Origin of the sequence: Flavobacterium sp. (genome assembly GCF_046296355.1) — a bacterium.
GTDB lineage: Bacteria > Bacteroidota > Bacteroidia > Flavobacteriales > Flavobacteriaceae > Flavobacterium.
This window is the reverse complement of the sequence record NZ_JBKBLM010000012.1, coordinates 46,998-67,513: the sequence shown is the minus strand read 5'-3', so window position 1 is coordinate 67,513 and position 20,516 is coordinate 46,998. Positions and strand designations below refer to the sequence as shown.

The 20,516-nt window shown below is 37.8% G+C and carries 11 protein-coding genes; 5 read left to right on the top strand and 6 right to left on the bottom strand.

What is annotated here, in order from left to right; translation table 11 throughout:
- From ACK4HO_RS07005 to ACK4HO_RS06995, 3 genes are all read right to left on the bottom strand, one after another.
- A partial coding sequence (locus tag ACK4HO_RS07005) for a M3 family metallopeptidase (RefSeq protein ID WP_409664333.1) occupies nucleotides 1-1,892 on the bottom strand: 1,892 nt, incomplete at its 3' end.
- Nucleotides 1,893-1,986: 94 nt separating this feature from the next.
- Nucleotides 1,987-2,472 carry a 5-(carboxyamino)imidazole ribonucleotide mutase gene (gene purE / locus ACK4HO_RS07000; RefSeq protein WP_171222621.1) on the bottom strand — a complete coding sequence of 162 codons (486 nt, stop codon included), beginning with the start codon at nucleotides 2,470-2,472 and terminating at the stop codon, nucleotides 1,987-1,989.
- A gap of 89 nt (nucleotides 2,473-2,561) precedes the next feature.
- Nucleotides 2,562-3,719 (bottom strand): 5-(carboxyamino)imidazole ribonucleotide synthase, encoded by a 1,158-nt coding sequence (locus ACK4HO_RS06995; RefSeq protein WP_409664331.1) that lies wholly within the window; start codon nucleotides 3,717-3,719, stop codon nucleotides 2,562-2,564.
- Nucleotides 3,720-3,891: 172 nt separating this feature from the next.
- On the opposite strand from ACK4HO_RS06995, the gene hpt reads away from it, so the two are divergent.
- From hpt to obgE, 4 genes are all read left to right on the top strand, one after another.
- Entirely contained in the window at nucleotides 3,892-4,422 is a 531-nt protein-coding gene (gene hpt, locus ACK4HO_RS06990; protein ID WP_409664329.1) for a hypoxanthine phosphoribosyltransferase, read from the top strand.
- A 115-nt stretch (nucleotides 4,423-4,537) separates the two neighbouring features.
- Nucleotides 4,538-5,110 carry an adenylate kinase gene (locus tag ACK4HO_RS06985; protein ID WP_409664327.1) on the top strand — a complete coding sequence of 191 codons (573 nt, stop codon included), beginning with the start codon at nucleotides 4,538-4,540 and terminating at the stop codon, nucleotides 5,108-5,110.
- 60 nt (nucleotides 5,111-5,170) lie between these two features.
- The gene (locus ACK4HO_RS06980; protein WP_409664325.1) at nucleotides 5,171-6,445 is read left to right on the top strand and encodes a hemolysin family protein; all 1,275 of its coding nucleotides are present in this window, start codon (nucleotides 5,171-5,173) and stop codon (nucleotides 6,443-6,445) included.
- Between the two features lie 72 nt (nucleotides 6,446-6,517).
- On the top strand, nucleotides 6,518-7,552 hold the full coding sequence (gene obgE, locus ACK4HO_RS06975) for a GTPase ObgE (RefSeq protein ID WP_409664324.1): 1,035 nt from the start codon (nucleotides 6,518-6,520) through the stop codon (nucleotides 7,550-7,552).
- 47 nt (nucleotides 7,553-7,599) lie between these two features.
- On the opposite strand, the gene ACK4HO_RS06970 is transcribed toward obgE, so the two are convergent.
- Nucleotides 7,600-7,827 (bottom strand): hypothetical protein, encoded by a 228-nt coding sequence (locus tag ACK4HO_RS06970; RefSeq protein WP_409664322.1) that lies wholly within the window; start codon nucleotides 7,825-7,827, stop codon nucleotides 7,600-7,602.
- A 401-nt stretch (nucleotides 7,828-8,228) separates the two neighbouring features.
- Between ACK4HO_RS06970 and ACK4HO_RS06965 the strand changes: the two genes are divergently transcribed.
- On the top strand, nucleotides 8,229-10,379 hold the full coding sequence (locus ACK4HO_RS06965; protein WP_409664320.1) for a S46 family peptidase: 2,151 nt from the start codon (nucleotides 8,229-8,231) through the stop codon (nucleotides 10,377-10,379).
- Between the two features lie 68 nt (nucleotides 10,380-10,447).
- On the opposite strand, the gene ACK4HO_RS06960 is transcribed toward ACK4HO_RS06965, so the two are convergent.
- Nucleotides 10,448-16,327: a GEVED domain-containing protein gene (locus ACK4HO_RS06960; RefSeq protein ID WP_409664319.1), complete on the bottom strand. Its 5,880-nt coding sequence runs from the start codon at nucleotides 16,325-16,327 to the stop codon at nucleotides 10,448-10,450.
- 276 nt (nucleotides 16,328-16,603) lie between these two features.
- Nucleotides 16,604-20,500: a PKD-like domain-containing protein gene (locus ACK4HO_RS06955; protein ID WP_409664316.1), complete on the bottom strand. Its 3,897-nt coding sequence runs from the start codon at nucleotides 20,498-20,500 to the stop codon at nucleotides 16,604-16,606.
- Nucleotides 20,501-20,516: the final 16 nt, after the last annotated feature.

The window sequence follows — 20,516 nt, the reverse complement described above, 5'->3', positions numbered from 1 at the left end:
GTATTGAAAATCCCATTTTCTTGGAAATAAGCAAAAGCATCCGCATCCAAGACTTCCGCCCATTTGTAACTATAATACCCTGAAGAATAACCACCTTGAAAAATATGCGAGAACGAAACGCTCATGCAATTTTCGACTACATCCGGATATAAAGTGGTGTTGTCCATGGCGGCTTTCTCAAAAGCTTTTACGTTGTCAATCATTTGCGGTTTCGCATGATAAGCCATGTCTAAAAGCCCAAAGCTCAATTGGCGTAAAGTCGCCATGCCTTCTAAGAAACTGGCACTTTCTTTAATTTTATTCACATATTGTTGCGGAATGATTTCTCCCGTTTCATAATGTTTGGCAAACAACGCCAACGCTTCCGGTTCGTAACACCAGTTTTCCATCACTTGACTCGGCAATTCCACAAAATCCCAGTAAACAGAAGTTCCCGATAAACTTGGGTAAGTCGTGTTCGCCAACATGCCATGTAACGCGTGTCCAAATTCATGGAACAAAGTCGTTACTTCATTAAAGGTTAGGAGAGAAGGCTTTGTTTCTGTTGGAGGTGTAAAATTGCACACGATAGAAACATGCGGTCTTTCGTTTACGCCTTCCTTAATATATTGTGGTTTGAACGAAGTCATCCAAGCGCCGTTGCGTTTTCCTTTTCTTGGGAAAAAATCGGAGTAGAAGATCGCAACAAGTTTACCTTCAAAGTCTAACACTTCAAAAGTTTGTACGTCATCATGGTATTTTTCAATATCGAATACTTCTTTGAATGTAATATCGAATAGTTTTTGGGCTACGGTGAATGCTCCGTTTAAAACATTTTCTAGTTTGAAATAAGGTTTTAAAATCTCATCATCCAAACTGAATAATTTTTGTTTCAACTTTTCAGAATAATACGCGCCGTCCCATTTTTCTATACTTTCTAATCCATCTAATTCTTTAGCGAAAGCGGTTAGTTCAGCGAATTCTTTTTGTGCTGCCGGTTTGGCTTTTTCCAATAAATCATTCAAAAACGATTGTACTTTTTCCGGATTTTGCGCCATGCGTTCTTCCAAAACAAAATGCGAATGCGAATTGTATCCTAACAACTGCGCTCTTTCGTGACGCAATTTCACTATGGTTTTTACGTTTTCCTGATTGTCGTAATCGTTTTCTTGGAAGGCTTTTTTGCCGGCGGCAATCGCCATTTCTTTCCGCAATTCACGGTTGTCAACATAAGTCACAAACGGTAAATAACTCGGGAAATCCAAGGTGAAAATCCAACCATCCAAGTCTTTTGATTTAGCCAATGAACGTGCCATTTCTTTCGCGCCATCAGGTAAACCTTTTAAATCAGCTTCGTTGGTGATGTGCAATTGGTAGTTGTTGGTTTCTGCCAAAACATTTTCGCCGAAAGTCAATTTGAATTTGGCCAAGTCAGCGTCAATTTCGCGCAAACGTATTTTTTTATCTTCGGAAAGTAAGGCGCCGTTTCGTGCAAAACTTTTGTATTTTTTGTCGAGTAAAGTCGATTGTTCCGGGGTTAAAGACAAGTTGTCTTTTTGATCGTGAACCGCTTTTACTCTTTTGAATAATTCTTCGTTCAGCGCAATATCGTTTCCAAATGCTGTTAATAATGGCGAAACATCCTGCGCAATTTTTTGCATTTCGTCACAAGTTTCGGCCGAATTGAGATTGAAGAAAATAGACGACAATCTGTCCAATTCCTGACCCGAAAAGTCTAAAGCTTCAATCGTATTTTCAAAACTTGGTGCTTCCGGATTGTGGGTTATGGCATCGATTTCGGCTCTGGCTTTGGCAATGTTGGCTTCAAAAGCAGCTTGGTAATCTTCGATTTTGATTTGCGAAAACGGTGCCGTATTGTGTTTGGTGGTAAACGTTGAGGTTAAGATTTTCATGTGGTATATTCTAAATGTTTTTTATAGCCCCGATTGCAGCAAGTATCCTCGAAGAGATACTGCGGAAAGCGGGAAACAGCTCCAAATAAAGCTATTATTTTTTCAATTCATCCGATGACTTGTTCACCGCTTCTTTCAAGCTTTCTTTGTAAAAGATGATTTTGTCCAAGACACATTTGTCGTGACTTCCGATGATTTGTGCGGCTAGAATTCCGGCATTTTTGGCGCCGTTTAAAGCTACGGTTGCAACCGGAACGCCACCTGGCATTTGTAAAATGGAAAGGACAGAATCCCAACCATCAATAGAATTGCTCGATTTTACAGGTACGCCAATTACGGGTAAAGGCGACATAGAAGCGACCATTCCCGGCAAATGAGCAGCACCGCCGGCACCGGCAATAATGACCGAAATCCCACGATGATGGGCATTTTTGCTAAACTCGAATAATTTCTCCGGCGTTCGGTGTGCCGAAACAATATCGACTTCAGTTGGTATGTCAAATCCTTGAAGGATGTCGATGGCTTCTTGCATTACGGGTAAATCTGATTTTGAACCCATGATTATGGCTACTTTGCTCATTATGTTGTAGATTTGTGGATTTGTGGATTTGTTTATTTGAAGATTTAAGTAGAATCGCTAACAAATAACCAAATTAACAAATAACCAAATTAACTAATTGATATTACTCTAATACTATTCTTAACATCTTCCGCAATTTTTCTTGCTTCAGTCATATTTTCATTGACAATTGTTACGTGTCCCATTTTTCTGAATGGACGTGTTTCGCGTTTGCCGTAAATGTGTGGCGTTACGCCTTCAATTGCCATGATTTTTTCGATGTTTTCGTAAACGACTTGTCCTGAAAAACCTTCTTCGCCGACCAAATTTACCATAATTCCGGCAACTTTACTAGCGGTGTTTCCTAAAGGCAAATTCAATATCGCTCGCAAATGATTTTCAAACTGTGACGTATAACTCGCTTCTATGCTGTAATGTCCTGAATTGTGTGGGCGTGGCGCGACTTCATTGACCAAAATTTCATCATCCGCGGTTTGAAACATTTCTACGGCTAACAATCCAACATGGTTAAAAGCTTCGGAAACTTGTAAGGCTATTTTGGTGGCTTTTTGAGCAACTTTTTCGTCAATTCTTGCCGGACAAATGACATATTCTACTTGGTTGGCTTCGGGATGGAATTCCATTTCCACGACCGGATACGTTTTTACTTCACCGGAAACCGAACGAGCAACGATTACGGCCAATTCATTTTTAAAAGGAACCATTTGTTCTTCGATGCATTCTACATCAGGCAAATTGACTAAATCAATAGCCGAACGAACAATTTTCACGCCGTTTCCGTCGTAGCCGAATTGGGCACATTTCCACACAAACGGAAATACTAATTCATTTTTTTCAATAGATTTTTTCAAATCGCTTAAATCTACGAAACGTTGGTGTAGTGAAGTTGGAATATTATTTTCTACATAAAAATCTTTCTGTTTTCCTTTGTTTTGAATCAGGCGCAACGTTTTGGGCGATGGAAAAACGGGTAAACCTTCGGCTTCTAATTTGTCTAAAGCGTCTAAATTCACATTCTCGATTTCGATAGTCAGCAAGTTGACCATTTTGCCAAATTGGTACACCGTATCAAAATCCATCAAACTGCCGATGAAAAATTGCGTGGCGCCAAATTGCGATGGTGCTTCTTTACTAGGGTCGAGGATGTAAGTTTGGATATCGAATTTTCGGGTTTCGGCCAAAATCATTTTGCCTAATTGTCCGCCGCCGAGTATGCCGAGTTTAAAATCGGAAGAAAAGTAGTTCATTGTTGTAGTTGTTTTTGCGCAAAGATAAGTAATCCTTAAAACTATCGCAATCGTTTTATAGTATTCGGGATTCATAAGGTAAATATATCAATTTTGCAAAAAAGTCTTAATACTTAGTCCTTAATACTTAATACTTCTTTAAATTTGCACCTTATTCAAAATTCAAACCAAAATGATACACTTACACGATAAAACCTTTGAGCCGTTTATCTCTTCAGACGAAATTGATTTTGCGATTTCGAATATGGCCAAACAAATGGACGATGATTTTTTTGATGATGTTCCGGTATTTGTTGGCGTTTTGAATGGAGCGTTTATGGTTTTAAGCGACTTGATGAAGAAATACCGTGGCATGTGTGAAGTGAGTTTTGTAAAAATGGCTTCCTATGAAGGTACACAAACTACCAATGAAGTAAAACAGTTAATCGGTTTGAACCAAGATTTAGAAGGCAGAACGGTTGTCATCGTTGAAGATATCGTGGATACAGGAAATACTATCGAAGAATTGAAAGCTATTTTTAAAGAGAAAAAAGTAAAGCACTTAAAAATTGCTACCTTATTTTTCAAACCTGAAGCTTATAAAAAAGACATCAAAATTGATTACGTTGGAATTAGAATTCCAAATAAATTCATCGTGGGTTACGGTTTAGACTACGATGGTTTGGGTAGAAATTTACCGGACGTTTATCAACTCGCACAATAATAAAGGTTGAAGGTTCTAAGTTCTGGGTTGTAGGTTAAAAAGCCTAACAAACAGGATATTTACTTGCAGCAAAAACATTTTAACATACAACATACAACATATAACTTTTTACAAAATGATTAACATCGTTCTTTTCGGAAAACCAGGTGCAGGAAAAGGCACACAAGCTGAATTTTTAAAAGGAAAATACAATTTGACGCATCTTTCTACAGGAGATATTTTCAGATTTAATATTAAAAATGAAACCGAATTGGGCCAATTGGCTAAAACCTTTATGGATAAAGGTGATTTGGTTCCCGATGAAGTGACGATTCAAATGCTGCAAAGTGAAGTAGATAAAAACCCACACTCTGCCGGATTTTTATTTGACGGTTTTCCAAGAACCATTGCGCAAGCAGAAGCTTTGGATAAATTTTTAGCATCCAAAGGACAAAACATCACTGCTACGGTAGCTTTAGAGGCCGATGATGAGATTTTAGTTCAAAGATTATTGGAAAGAGGAAAAACGTCAGGCCGACCTGATGACCAAGATGAAGAAAAAATCCGAAACAGATACCAAGAATACAACGAAAAAACCGCACCTTTGATGCATTATTACGACGCGCAAGGCAAATTTCACGCCGTAAACGGAATTGGTTCAATCGAAGAAGTAACTGAGCGTTTAAGCAAAGTAATAGACAATTTATAATTGAAATTTTTGGTTAGAAGGTTATACTCATAACTTATAACTTATAACTTATAACTCAAAATGGAGATACTAATTATTCTTTTTTTAATCCTGTTAAACGGTGTTTTTTCGATGTCGGAAATCGCTTTGATTTCAGCGCGTAAGAACCGTTTGGAAACTGCCGCTAAAAAAGGAAATACGAATGCCAAAGTCGCATTAGATTTAGCCAATTCACCCAACAAATTTCTCTCAACTGTACAAATCGGAATTACCTTAATTGGAATTTTGACCGGTATTTATTCCGGAGATAAAATCACTAGCGATGTAAAACTTTTTGTAGAAACTTTCGAAGCTTTAAAGCCTTATTCACAGACACTTTCGGTTGGAATTGTGGTGGTCATCTTGACTTTTTTCTCATTAGTTTTAGGAGAATTGTTACCAAAAAGAATCGGTTTAAATTACCCCGAAGCCATTGCCAAAGGCGTGGCTGTTCCGATGAAAATGGTTTCCATTATCACAATGCCTTTTATTTGGTTGCTGACTATTTCGACTGAAGGAATTTTGAAAATTTTAAAAATTAGACCAACAGCCGACGGAAAAGTAACCGAAGAAGAAATCAAAGCCATCATCAAAGAAGGAACCGAAGGCGGCGAAGTCCAAGAAATCGAACAAGATATCGTAGAGCGCGTTTTCCATATTGGTGACCGAAAAGTCAATTCTTTAATGACCCACAGAAAATCGATAGTTTACCTTTCGTATGATGATACTATTGAGGAATTAAAGGCCAAAGTTTTAGACGAATTGCACTCGGTTTATCCTGTATGTCACGAGAATTTAGATGATGTGGTTGGTATTGTTTTGCTGAAAGACTTGTTCGCCGGTTTTGAAAAAGGACCATTCGATTTAAAGTTAATCACCAAAGATCCGGTGTATCTCATTGAACATACATCGGCTTATAAAGCTTTGGAGAATTTCAAAAAATCAAAAGTACATTATGCTTTGGTAACCGATGAATATGGTGTTTTTCAAGGAATTATTACTTTGAATGATATCTTAGAAGCTTTGGTTGGTGATGCCGCTGATTTTTATGAAGATGAATTCAAATTAATTCCTCGCGAAGACGGAACTTGGTTGGTTGATGGACATTATTCGTTACACGATTTTTTGACGTATTTTGATATGGATGAGTTAATCAATGATTATGATGTAACGACTTTGAGCGGTTTAATTATGACCGAATTAGGCAATATTCCTAAAACAGGAGAGAAGTTGATTTGGAACAAATTTGAAATAGAAGTCATCGATATGGATGGCGTGAAGATTGATAAAGTGCTTGTGAAAGCGATAAAAGAATAGTTGGCAGTGGTCCAGTAGGCAGTAGGCAAAACTACTGAACACTGAACACTGTACACTGAACACTAGGAAAAAATGACTGAAGGTAACTTTGTAGATTACGTAAAAATTTATGTTTCTTCCGGAAAAGGAGGAAAAGGTTCTTCGCATCTACACCGAGAGAAATTTATTGAAAAAGGCGGACCTGATGGTGGTGATGGAGGTCGCGGTGGCCATATTATATTGAAAGGGAATAAAAGTCTGTGGACGTTGTTTCATTTAAAATTTGCCCGTCACGTAAAAGCCGGACATGGTGGTGATGGCGGAAGTTCTCGCAGTACCGGTCATGATGGAGAAGATAAAATAATTGAAGTGCCTCTGGGAACCGTAGTTCGCGATAAAGAAACCGATGAAATTTTATTTGAAATCACCGAAAATGGCGAAGAAAGAATTTTAATAAAAGGCGGAAAAGGTGGTTTAGGGAACTGGCATTTTAGAAGTTCGACGAATCAAACACCAAGATATGCCCAACCCGGAATGCCTGCGGAAGAATTGGATGTAATTTTGGAATTGAAAGTCTTAGCTGATGTAGGTTTAGTAGGTTTCCCAAATGCCGGAAAATCGACTTTATTGTCTGTATTGACTTCGGCCAAACCAAAAATAGCCGATTATCCTTTTACGACTTTAAAACCCAATTTAGGAATTGTAGCTTACAGAGAATTCAAATCTTTTGTAATGGCAGATATTCCCGGAATTATTGAAGGTGCAGCTGAAGGAAAAGGTTTAGGACATTACTTTTTGAGACATATTGAACGCAATTCAACCCTATTGTTTTTGGTTCCGGCCGATGCCGATGATATCAAAAAAGAATATGAAATTTTGTTAGACGAATTACGTCGTTACAACCCTGAAATGCTCGATAAAGACCGTTTAATTGTCGTTTCCAAAAGCGATATGTTAGACGATGAATTGAAAGCAGAAATGAGAAAACAACTAGACAAAGACTTCAAAGGTATTCCTTACATGTTTATCTCTTCTGTAGCCAATCAAGGATTGACTGAGTTGAAAGACAAGCTGTGGGAAATGTTGAATGTTGATGCTGAAGAACCTGAAAATAGTCACGGAATATAAAACAGAATCCCGTCTCGTTCTCAAAAACGAGATGAGATTTTTTAATGTTATTTCTCGTTTTCATCTTGGCCGAAATAGGCAGCACCCATCCAAATAATTCCAAATCCTATTCCCGCTGATGCGGCAAGCTGAAGCATATTAAAGATAAATCCTATTGCAAATCCCAGAATTGTACAGATAAAGAATATCAATAATGCCTTTCTAAACGCGGGTTTTCTAGTTTCCTTCTTAACAAATGCTAAAAAACCTTTTCCTTCTGTTTGATTAGCCTCCATAACGATATAGTTTAAATTTTTGACAACAATTTTTTTAAATTTAATTTAGGCTTTTTTGTTGTCACAAAATTATTATTTGATAAATATAAAAAAAAAATTAGACTATACTCCGAACTCAAGTACAAGCTTTGGGAAATGTTGAACGTCGATGCCGAAGAATAGGAGGATAGTTACGGTATTTAAAGGTAAAACTTATATTTATGAAGCCGTCCAACAAGGATGGCTTTTTTTATTTCTAAAAAATAAGTTAAAATTTACTAAAACGTTATAGTTTTCTTTGAAGTTTTTATCCATAATTAACAAAAAAAAGTATCTTCGCACTCGTTTTTAGATTATTTGATGTAACAATTATTTTTTCAGATAGACTATTAACTTTCAAACAATTAACTTATATCAACACAATGAAAAAAATTATTTTATCCCTGATTGCCGCTATAATGCTTGTTCCGACAAGTGTTAAAGCCGACGAAGGAATGTGGTTTTTAATGTTCATCGAACGTTTGAATCACAGAGACATGCAAAAAATGGGCTTGCAATTGACAGCCGAAGAAATTTACAGTATCAACAACCACAGTTTGAAAGATGCTATTGTTCAATTTAATGGAGGTTGTACGGCCGAAATTATTTCTAAAGACGGTTTGGTTTTGACCAATCACCACTGTGGTTATGATGCTATTGCTGAATTGTCTACCGCCGAGAAAAACTTGTTGAAAGACGGTTTTTGGGCAGCCAACAGAAAAGCTGAAATCAAACCGGCTAGTTTGTTTGTTCGTTTCTTCGTAAGAATGGATGACTGTACCAAACGTATTTTGGCCAAAGTGAATCCTTCAATGACAGAAGCTGAAAGAGAAAAAGCGATCAATCAGGAAATCGCTGCTATTGAAAAAGAAAACAACGAAGGCGGAAAATATACCGTTTCTGTTCGTTCGTTTTTCCAAGGAAATGAATTTTACTACTTTGTTTACCAAGATTACAAAGACGTTCGTTTAGTAGGAACACCTCCTGAAAGTTTAGGAAAATACGGTGGAGATACAGACAACTGGGAATGGCCACGTCACACGGCCGATTTCTCTATGTTCAGAGTGTATGCCGACAAAAACGGTAATCCGGCTGACTATTCAGAAAATAACGTTCCATTGCAACCAAAACACTATTTACCGGTTAATATTAATGGGGTAAAAGAGAATGATTATGCTATGATTTTAGGTTATCCTGGTAGAACCAACCGTTGGATGACGGCAGGCGGAATTGAGCAAAACGTAAAATTTGCTTATCCTGCTTGGGTTGAAGGTGCCAAAACCGGTATGGACAATATGAAAAAATACATGGATCAAAGTGATGCTTTGAACTTGGTATATGCTTCTAAATACGCTTCAACAGCTAACTATTGGAAAAACCGTCAAGGAATGATTGATGCTTTGACCAAATTTGGAACGGCAAAAACTAAGGCAACTCAAGAGGCTAAATTCAATGCTTGGGCAAACAAACCGGCAAACAAAGCTAAATACGGTAATGTAGTTTCCAACATCAATAAGTTTTATGCTTTGACCAACGAAAAGTCAAGACATGACAACTATATGCAACAAATGTTTAGAACCACTACATTTGGAACTATCGGAAGAACTTTGGGAAGACAATTAGATACTTATGTAAAAGCTGATGCTGCTAAGCGTGCTCAAATGGCTCCGGCTATCGAAGAAATGGCAACAGAAATGTATAAAGAATTGCACATTCCTGCAGAAAAAGATCTTTTAGCAGCGCAATTGAAATTGTATGCTACCAAATCAACAGGTTACGCCATTGCACCATCAGTGAAAAAGATTGGTGACGAAAATAACAATGATTTTACCAAATATGTGAACGCTGCTTTTGATATGAGTATCTTCACTTCATTAGACAGAATCAAAGCTTTCTTAGTTATTCCAAGTCAAGGTGCTTTAGACAATGATCCATTGTATGTACTTTCTAATGATATGTTGACACACTTCATGGCAAAATCTGATGAAATTGCCAAAGCGCAAAACGATTACAGTGCTTCTTTCCGTTTATTGGTAGAAGGTTTAAGAGAATCTAAAATCGGTACAATCAAATATCCGGATGCTAACTCGACTTTGCGTTTGACCTACGGAAAAGTACGTTCGTTACCGGCTGACAAGCGTAATGATGCCAAAATCAACAACTATACTACACTTGATGGTCAAGTAAAAAAATACAAAAAAGGAGACCAAGAGTTTGATTTACCATTGAAAGTTTTGGAAATGCAAAAAAACAAAGATTATGGTAGATTTGCTGATAAAGACGGAAGTCTTCACGTGAATTTCTTAACAGATAATGATATCACAGGTGGTAATTCAGGTTCTCCGGTATTGAACGGTAAAGGAGAATTAATTGGTTTAGCATTCGACGGAAACATCGAAGCTATGGCTGGTGATGTTATCTTTGACAGTAAATTGCAAAGAACTATCAATGTTGATATTCGTTATGTGTTGTGGGTAATTGAGAATTTCTCAGGTGCTAAACACATTGTTGATGAAATGACTTTGGTTAAATAATTTCATCCTAGTTTATATAAAAAAACGTCCCGAGCAATCGGGACGTTTTTTCTATTGAGACACATTGATTAATGAATCAATTTCCTTTTAACGATTATATCATTCTCCAAAGTGATTTCAGCGATATAAATACCGTTAGGGTAATTGAAATTATCTAAAAGTTGTTTTGAGGCATTCGCCAAATTGTAAGTATTTATGAGTTTGCCCGATATATCATAGATATTTACGGTTTTAATAAACTCACTTGATTGCACTTTAAAGGTATGGTTAGAAATGGTTGCGAATGTATTTATGTCATTAGGATTGTCATTACCTAAAGCATTGGTAACATAAACAATTTCAAACCTATTCTCAAAAGTTCCGGCAGTCGTTGAGAAACTGTAAGCACTTTGTTTGATGTTATGGTCAATCCCCAATAAATTATCTCTTAAGAAAATAGTTTGGTCTTCGGTAAACAAGCCGTCTAATTCATCGATGGCAATGTTGTAAATACCACCGTTTGTAACTCTGTATCCTAAAGGCACCACATCATTTTCATCAAACGGTAAACCTCTTCCCTGAATTACTAATTTTCGGGTATCTAAAATGGAATAAATATTTATTTCATTATTGGTGAAACTATTTCCATCATATAATCTGTCATAACCATTGGTGGCTTCCGCTTTATAGTTCACCATCATTTGTCTGAAAGTATTGTCGCTGTATAGATTAAGCCAAATTCTATTATTTAAAGAATTGCTAGTAGTACTATTTGCGTTTCTAAAGAATTGCGAATTGAAGTCGGCAGCACGCATGCTATTGTTAAAAGTAATACTTCCGTCAGCAAAAACCTGCGCAAAGAAACCTTGACCGGCAGCAATTTTACCATTTGGTTTCAAACTGTTATTGCTAGGGTCAGTCGCAGGAGCCGTTCCTGTTCCTCCGGAAAGATTCCAACTTCCGTAGTCTAAAACATTGTATATTCCGGTTCCAATATAAGTGGTGATTGAGGTCCAAAAGAATAAAGTCCCACCTAATTCCGTATTATTTGTATGGGTTAAGAATGAAGTAGCATCAACTGCACTCGGATAAGGATTGGCCAAAAGAACGGTGTTTCCGGCAACCATTGAACTTGAATCAAAACTGTCAACACCTACATTTACGACACCATTTCCGGGGGTTCCTATGAACGGGAAATCAATAGTGCCTGTGCCTGTACTAAACGGAGCAATATCGCTTACACGAGTTATGAATCCTTGTCCTTGTGAAACAGAAGACAAGCCTAACCATTCTCCGGTTGAAGTTCCCGATTGCCAGTAATATTTGTAATCAAATTGACTCGGGATTTGACCAAAAGCATTTTCTACTATTGGAGAACCCCAATAAACATAAGCCCAACGTGTCATTGGACGCGATGTTCGGGTCATTTTAATACTTCCTGAATTGATAGCGGCATCGTTGGTTTGGATTAAGCTTGCACTATCTTTTATGTCGAATAATCCGCCTGTTTTAACCAAAACTTCATCAGTTATGGTAATGTTATTATTTGAGTTTACCGTCAAAACACCGCCTGATTTTACATTGATGTTTTTTCCGTAAGCGTCATAACTTGTTCCTGAAATAATTGGATCATAAGTGGTATTTGGAATAATAATACAACTATTGACATTAGGAACTCCAGCAGGTTTCCAGTTGTTGGCGTTTTCCCATTGCGTTTCAGCACCCGGTTCGCCACCTTGCCATATTTTAGAATTATTGGTTACTGTTATTACTTGAGATGTAACACAACCATTATCCAAAATCGCATTTGCAGTAAAACTGAAGCTATTCAATTCTAATTGAGCTAAGGTTGGTTTTACATAAATTACCGGCGCTGTAGTCAATGGATTATAGGCAATTGTACAAGCAGCATCGGTAAATGCCGGAATTGTAGTTGTCCAATTTAAGTCTACATTAGGACGATTACCATACAATTCTATGTCATCAATCGCTATTCCATCACACCAATTATTATTGTAATAACGCACTCTGACTTTAAATTGACTCACTCCAACATAGGATGATAAATCATAAGTCAGGGCTTCAAATTTGGTTCCAATTCCGACATCTTCTGTAAATCGTTTTATCTCTATCCAATTGGCCCCATTATTTGTAGAAACATCAATAGTGATATATTCCTCTGCAGGATAAACATTGTCAATAAAATACCTGGAGTAAAATAAGCGTAAATTTAATGTCAAACTGGTAAAATTAACTGTGCTGACAGTGGCAGACGTAATTTGATTATGAACATAAGGAAAAGCATTCGCATAATCTGAAGTTGCCATAACAAATCCATCTCCATTAATTCCCGAGGAAATCGCCGGATACCACGTGTTTGTTCCCGAAATCGCTGTCGGGATATAAGTACTTGTTCTGTTTTGCCACTGTGTATCGGCGTCACGAACACTTGAAGTAATATTAGTGTTAGTAAAAGTACCTAATCCGGAGTCGAATCCTTCATCAATTAAATAAACTTCTTCCACATCACCGGTTGCTGACAATTCAACCCCAACATCCTCTCCGCAAGAAGCCGGACTTACCGGTAAATAAGTCAAATTAGGAACCGGACTTACGATGGCTTTTACTTCGGTGCGTACCAAAGATTCACAGCCGTTGTAGGCTGTTACGTAATAGGAGGTTGTAGTGTTTATAGAAGGTGTAGTCCAAGTTCCTGAAGTTGTAGTGGCCAAAAGGGTTGAGCCTGTTGGTGTGCTGTACCATCTGAATTCTGATACTGCAGGTACTACTACTGAACTTGTTACTTCAAGGTCTACTGTTCCCGGTCCGCAAGTTCTTCCTTCTGTCACGGTTTCTATTAAGGCATTACAACTGGCAACAACGGTAAATAAGTAATCTTCAGATTCTCCACCATTATTTAAATTACCACAAGAAGTAAAAGTGGTACTTCCGCCACCGCCGTTTAAGTCAACACGAATACGGATTCTGTAATTTCCTAAAGCTTGTCCAGGAGGAATAATAAAGCCAAAAGTGGTTGAACCGGTTGAGATTGTACCCGAATTATACACTATTTCTGTTGTGTTGTCAAATAAACCATCCTTGTTCCAATCTACCCACGCTTTTACAAATGAAGAATATAAGGCTTGGATGGAAACATTTACACCTTCGCCTTGTGCTTGTCTTGCCAAATTGGTTAAAGTTGTAAAGTCTTGGTAACCCAAAGGACTTGAAGAATAGGTAGAAAAATTAGAAACATCATTCAAGGTTCCGATAAAACTAACTTCCATTAAATAATCATCATCTTCTCTACCGGTTGTTACCGATGGCATGCAATAATTAGTTGTTATGGTTGTAGCGTTTCCGGTTAACGGACTTACGGTATTATAAGCCGGTCCGCCTGTACAAATGGAGTTAAAACTAAAAACAAAAACGTAATAAGTAGTCAAGGTGCTGAGACCGGTTGCGTTAAATGTAGTATTGGCATCTAAATCAACAATGGTTCCGGCACCAAAAGCACCAACACTGTAAGTAGTTCCGTTTACCAAAGTCGGCGCCGTGTTCGTTGTGCTTATGTAAACCAAATAATTATCCGGTGTTGGACTTGCTGCGGTAAAATTTCCGGTTATCGTTGTTCCTGTCGGATTCAAAATTAATGCTGTCGGTTGAGCCGTCGGTGCCGAACAAACAATAGGGTCGGCAATAGTTACCGTATAGTCTTCCGTTTCGCCTAAAGTGCCACTCATTGTACAACTCAAAGTAGAAGCCATAGTGGCCTTTTGACCGTAGCGAACTCTCATTCGTGTTTGTCCTAAAGTAGCTCCGGCCGGAATGGCAACAGCTATTGTATTGGTTGAGTTGGCAATGATATTGTTGCTAATTAAGAAATATTCACCCGCATCAGTGAAAACACCATTTTGATTAAAATCAAACCAAACCGCTCCACCGTGTTTTTTATTTCCCGGTCCGGTTCCCAAACTTAAATTAAAGGTATTTCCTCTAATTAAAGTGGTTGTCTGACTTCCGGTTGCCGCATAATTAGCATATCCGCCAGGCGCACAAGTTGTACTGTTGTTTAAAGTGTTAATGGTCACATTGGCAATATAATCACCACTGGTAGTACAATCTAAATTTCCGGTTGGGATACAATAACTTGTGGCTAAAGTAGTGGTTGAACCATTTAACGGACCCGTCATAAAATATGATGGTGTAACTCCGGTACAAATTGAATTATAAGAAAAAACGAAGATATAATATAGTGTCGAAACCGTTAATCCTGTAGCTACAAAACTAGTGTTACTGTCTGTGTCAATTACGGTTCCACCCGGAACTACTCCTCCTATACTATAGGTTGTACCATTAACAGGAGCAGGTGTTGTTCCCGTTGTATTGATAACTACCAAATAATTATTAGGAGCAGGCGAAGCTGCCGTAAAACTTCCCGCTAACGAAGTACCACTTGGTGACAAAACCAAAGCTGTCGCTTGTGCCGTTGGTGTAGTACAAGCCGGAGGTGACACAATGCTTACCGTGTAATCTTCAAATTGCCCGTAACTAATTGTACCACAAGCCGGAGCATAACTGGTTAAAACTCTATTAATAACTCTCATTCTTGTATTGCCAATAACAGCTGTTATAGGAACTGTAATGGTTGTTGTAAATGAATTTGATGAGGTAGTATTTGTGCCCAATTGGGTTTCTTCGCCAGCATCAAACGTTCCGTTATTATTCCAATCAAACCATACACTGGTATAATGTGGGTTTGGTGATAAACCGGTTATTAAAACTGTTATTGTGTATGAATATCCAGCAGTTACAGTTGTAGAAATAGAGGAGAAATTTTCATAGCCGGTTGTCCCTGTTGAGGCATTATTAATAGTATTAAAACTAACAGATGTTATAGGGAAAGATGGTGATAAATTAGTTACACTTGGCGTACAATATACCCAACAACCAGCTCCAATAGGAGAGGTGATGACTACATCGTCAAAAGTGCTGCCACATCTGCCGTTATCGATAGTCCAACGCAAGGTAACTGAACTTCCTACGGTTAAACCGGTTATGGTTGAAGTAGGTGAGTTGGGTGAAGTAATCGTGGCTGTTCCGCTTACGATTGTCCATGTACCTGTACCATAAGTTGGTGCATTTCCGGCTAAAGTTGCGGTGGTTGTACATGCGGTTAGCGTTTGGTCTGGACCTGCCGACGCTATAGTATTTACCGGACAAGTAAAAGTGATTTTTATATAACCGCCAGCACCTGCACCACCAATGCTACCTCTGGTGCCACCACTACCACCTCCGCCATAATTTCCGCCAACTGCTCCAGGAAGCGTGTTTGCGGTACTTCCAAGTCCACCTGCTCCTGCATTTCCGCCACCTGATGTTCCTGCTGCTGTAGTTGTTGTTGATCCACCATTTCCTGTTGTACCGGCACAACCACCGCCGCCGCCGCTATAAGTAGCAGCTCCGTTTGCTCCGGTTCCGCCTGATGCGGTTCCTCCTGTGCCACCTGCACCACCTGTTGGGGTATTGCTGTATCCTTTACCGCCAAAACCCGGATTAGCGGTTACAGTTGTAACGCCAAAAACAGCTGTAGAAGCCGTTCCGTTAGAGCCGTTGGCCGTCGCACCTGAATTAGTAGATCCACCGGCACCACCTGTTCCAACGGTAATTGTATAGGGAGTTCCTGGTACTACAGTCACGGATGAATTTATTGTATAAGCGCCACCGCCACCGCCACCGCCACCGTTTTTGTTAGCACCGCCGCCATAGCCACCACCGCCGCCACCGCCGTATGCTTCCACTTGAATAGAAGTTACGCCTTGTGGGCAAATCCAAGTTCCGGAAGTCGTAAAAGTTGAGGGTGATTGTCCTAAAACCGTATTTGAAAACAGTAGGATAAAAATAAGTTTGATATAACCGTTGCAGTAGTATTTCAATGCCCTATTCATAATCTTGTAATTATTTTTCATAAACATTTAATTTCTCAAGTTAAGTATGTACACTTGACTCTCAAAGTTAAATAAAAAGGAGCAATTTACTTTTGTAAAATACTGATAGAGAGCTAACTTGTTAACAAAAATATTGACAATTTGATTTGGATTAAAATCTTTAAAATCTTTAATTTTGATTGATAATTTTATCAAATTGACAGAATTGCTTCATTTTTTTGACAGAATTGTTAAAATTCCGTAATAGTTAAAATCTCACAATTTAATTTTAGTAGGATAAAACGTTAATAAAAAATTCTAGTTTTTAATTATTTTCTGACTGAAAGTGCGGTTGTTGTCCGCTAAAATTTTCACAATATAAGTTCCTTCGGCAATATTTAGAATAGGGATTTTCACATCTTGTTGGCTAGAATTTTCAATAGGGTAAGTTGCAATTAATTGCCCTAACAAGTTGAATAATGTAACCGATTTTAAATTCAAATTTAAGTTCGGATTTTTTATGTTTAAACTACTGTCATTGTTAGTGAAATAAATGATAGGATTAATAACAGTCGGATTATTTATGTCTAAAGCTTGTCCTGAGAAACGCAATGAAAATCTGTTATTGTATTCACCAATTGGAAGCGCAATAGCAAAATCACTGTTTCTGATGTTATGATCAATCCCCGTTTCATTATCGTGTATGTAAATTTCTGTAGATTCAGCTATGTTTTCTAAACCTGCAATTTTTATGGTGCTCAATCCTTCTGTAGCTGTTTTAAGTCCAATAGGGATAATTTGGTCTTCATTAAAATCAGGAACAGCTTGAATAACGAGTTTTGCATTGCTATTGTTCCAATACATATCTTCTGTGTTTAAATCTGTAATAGCTGCATCGTAACCAATGTCATATAAATTGGTAGTTAATTCATCAACACCCACCAATATTTGTCTATTCATATTAGAAGGAGAGATGTATTGTAATCTTATTTTTTGTCTAACATCATTTTCAGTATTTACAGTTTGACTTCCAGAAGAATTTCTAAAGAATACTGAATTAACAGCCGATTCTGTTTTGAAAGCTCTTTGGCTATTTTTAAAAGCTACAGTTCCGCCAGTAATAGGAGTGCTTAAAGCAGGATTATTTGTTGTTAATGCAGCATTTGATCCTGTTCCTATAAAGAAACCTTGACCAACAGGTATGTGTCTTTTAGGACTTCTAGAACCAAATGAACCATCTGCGTTGATTAAAGGGTCATTTGAAACGGCAACCACACCACCCATTAAAGTATAGGTAGCATATCCACCAATATATTCGTTCAAAATATGTGATTGTCCTCCAAAATGATCCCAAAAATATAATGCACCGTTGAACACATTTGAGGTTGCTCTTCCTGCGCCATCTTTAATATTATCTTTAATAAATTCATCGGCATCTAAAGCAGATGGGTATGGATTTCCTACTAAATAACTTTGGTCTAAAGCTATTGATAAATTAATGTTTCCATTGTTTGGTTTTCCGGCAAAAACATAATTTTGTGGAGTTGTAAATGGTGCAACACCAGTTGGGCCTTTCATGGTAAAACCTTCACCTTGATTTATTGTTCCTGCACTTCCCACATGTTGCCATCCTGCATAAACAGTGCTAACGCTAGTATATTTATATATCCAACTTGTACTAATTTTTATTGGAGAAGTTAAAGCTCCATCAGCAAAATAAAAATCATCGCCAAAGATTATTTCGCTAGGAGAAAATGGGTTAGCAGCAGAATCTGTTCCATCTTTTAAAACATTTCCAACCGTATAATTTGTTCCGCTTGTAGTAACTGGCGAAGACCAATAATTATAGTGGTAACTGCTTTTCAATCCTTGTTGGTCTATTAATATTTTTCCAGTACCAGCTGAAGGATTGGCAACCGTTCCATTTTGAACTAATTGTGCTCCTCCAGTTAATCTTAGATCTCCACTAAGTAAAGAAAGTTCATTTGAAACTGTTAATTCGAAACCATCAACCACGCTAATACCTTTAGCATTATTGGAAGTGTTAGTAGTCAAGTTATAAAAACCTTCATTCGTTTTAATTCCAACATTTATAGCGTGAATTTGGTTTAAAGTAGCTCCAACAAATGTAACTGTTCCGGTTCCTGGAGTAAAAACTCCACTATTTTTCCAATCTCTACTAATTTGTAATTCAGAATTATTGGTTGCTACCATAGTTACAGAAGCGCTATTAGCAATAATTAGATCACGAGCAGTTGCAATAAAACTATAGGCAGCAGCAAAAGGTGAAGTCCTGTCAATAACAGGCATTCTGCCGGCAACAGTTATGGTTGGAATTTGAGCATCAATAGTACTAGAAGGTAATCCACCAGCCCAATTTTTACAATCAAACCAATCAGTGCTAACAAGACCGGTCCATAAACCTGGAGTACCATTAAGAACTGTAACAACTGCAGCACCAGTCAAATTTTGACTTGTTGCAGAACACCTGGAATCGCTTAAAGCTGTTATTGTAAATGTTCTATTTACAGTCATTCCACTTACACTAAAAATATATGGACTAGTAGTTATTCCATAAACGGTAGTTGAAGTGACACCATTACTATAGGTTAAGTTCCAAGGACCAGTTCCTTCTAAGGCAACGCTAAATGTAGCCGTTCCACCATAACAAATGGTTTGTGATGGTTGAATGTCTGCTTTAGGTCTTGGGTTTACTCTTGCTTCTATTGTTCTTACAGGACCAATACACCCATTTGCTGTTGGAGTGATTGTATAAGTGACAACACCTTGAACCATTCCAGTAGCTGTTAAAGTTTGATTTATAGCACTACCTGAACCAGCACTTCCGCCAGTTGCATCAGTTTGCGCAACTGTCCAAGCAAATGTCGTTGAAGTTTGTGTACCTACAACTGCACTCGATAATGGAATACTACTCACATCACCTGAACAAATGGTTGGAGGCGAAGCTGTTACTATTGGTAGTTGATTTACTGTGACTGTAATATAGGTAGTTCCTTCTACCCCATAACTAGTACAACCATTAAGAAAAGATGTTACAGCGTAGGTAGTTGTTATTGTTGGATATACTGTTACATTGGTAGCATTAGTTACACTGACAGTAGCATTTGAAGTGATATCTGTCCATAAGGATGTAAGAGCAGGGACTGGTGCCTGAGGAATTTCAACATTATCTATAACCCAAGCATCACCATCAATTCCTGGTGCTTTAGCCTGCAGTCCATGATAGTTAAATCGTATTCTTAAGTTGGCATATCCTAAATAGGCATTTAAATTAATACTAACGCCCGTATTAAATTGATTGTATGGACCTTGATTTCCAGTATAAGTAGCCAAGGTTACAGGATAGGTTGCACCACCATTAAATGAAAGTTCTACTTTGCCCCATGCACCTGGAACCAATTTATGAGCATGATCAAATGTTAGATTTGCTGAGGATAATCCAAAAAGATCAAAAACCGGAGTTTGTAGTGTACTGTCTAAATTTCCTCTTGCTATAGCAAATTTATCATTACTTGTTGTATCATATTCATCGGCAGCATTTCCATTTGTTTCTTTAAAGAAAGTTGGAAATCCATTATCTGCGCTTGCACTAAAAACCCCATTTCCATCCACTAACCAACCTACAGGATTAGCATTATTAAAAAGTCCACCATATTGGATATTTTGACTAGTTGAATAACCGCTTAAAGAAGTTAAGGTTGTAGATTCTCCTACACATATAGTAGACGGACTCGCACTTACAGGTAAAGGTTTTATGTTTGGAATTACAAATAATATAGCAGGTGTAGAATAGGTAATATTACAAGATGCATTTTGAACAACAGCCCTAAAACTAGTAGTTGCTGTTGCATTAGTATATTTAAAAGTATTGTTGCCAGCACCACCTAAATTCAGCCAAGTATTACCTGCATCTGTTGAAGATTCCCATCTAAGAACTACACCTGTTTGTCCGTTAAGAGCTATAATTCCAGAAGAAAAATGACAATCGGTATGAGTACTTACCGGTGTAGGTAAAGCTATCATGGTACCACTAGAATTGGCCGTATGGGTTATTGTTGTAAATCCTCCAGCTGATAATGAGTCCACCACCAACGTTGCATTATTAGAGGTCACACTTGGTGAACAAGTTCCACTAACCACACAATTATAATTAGCAGAAGCGTCGGCAGAAGTAATAGAATTTAAGGTTAACATTGCCGATGTAGCACCA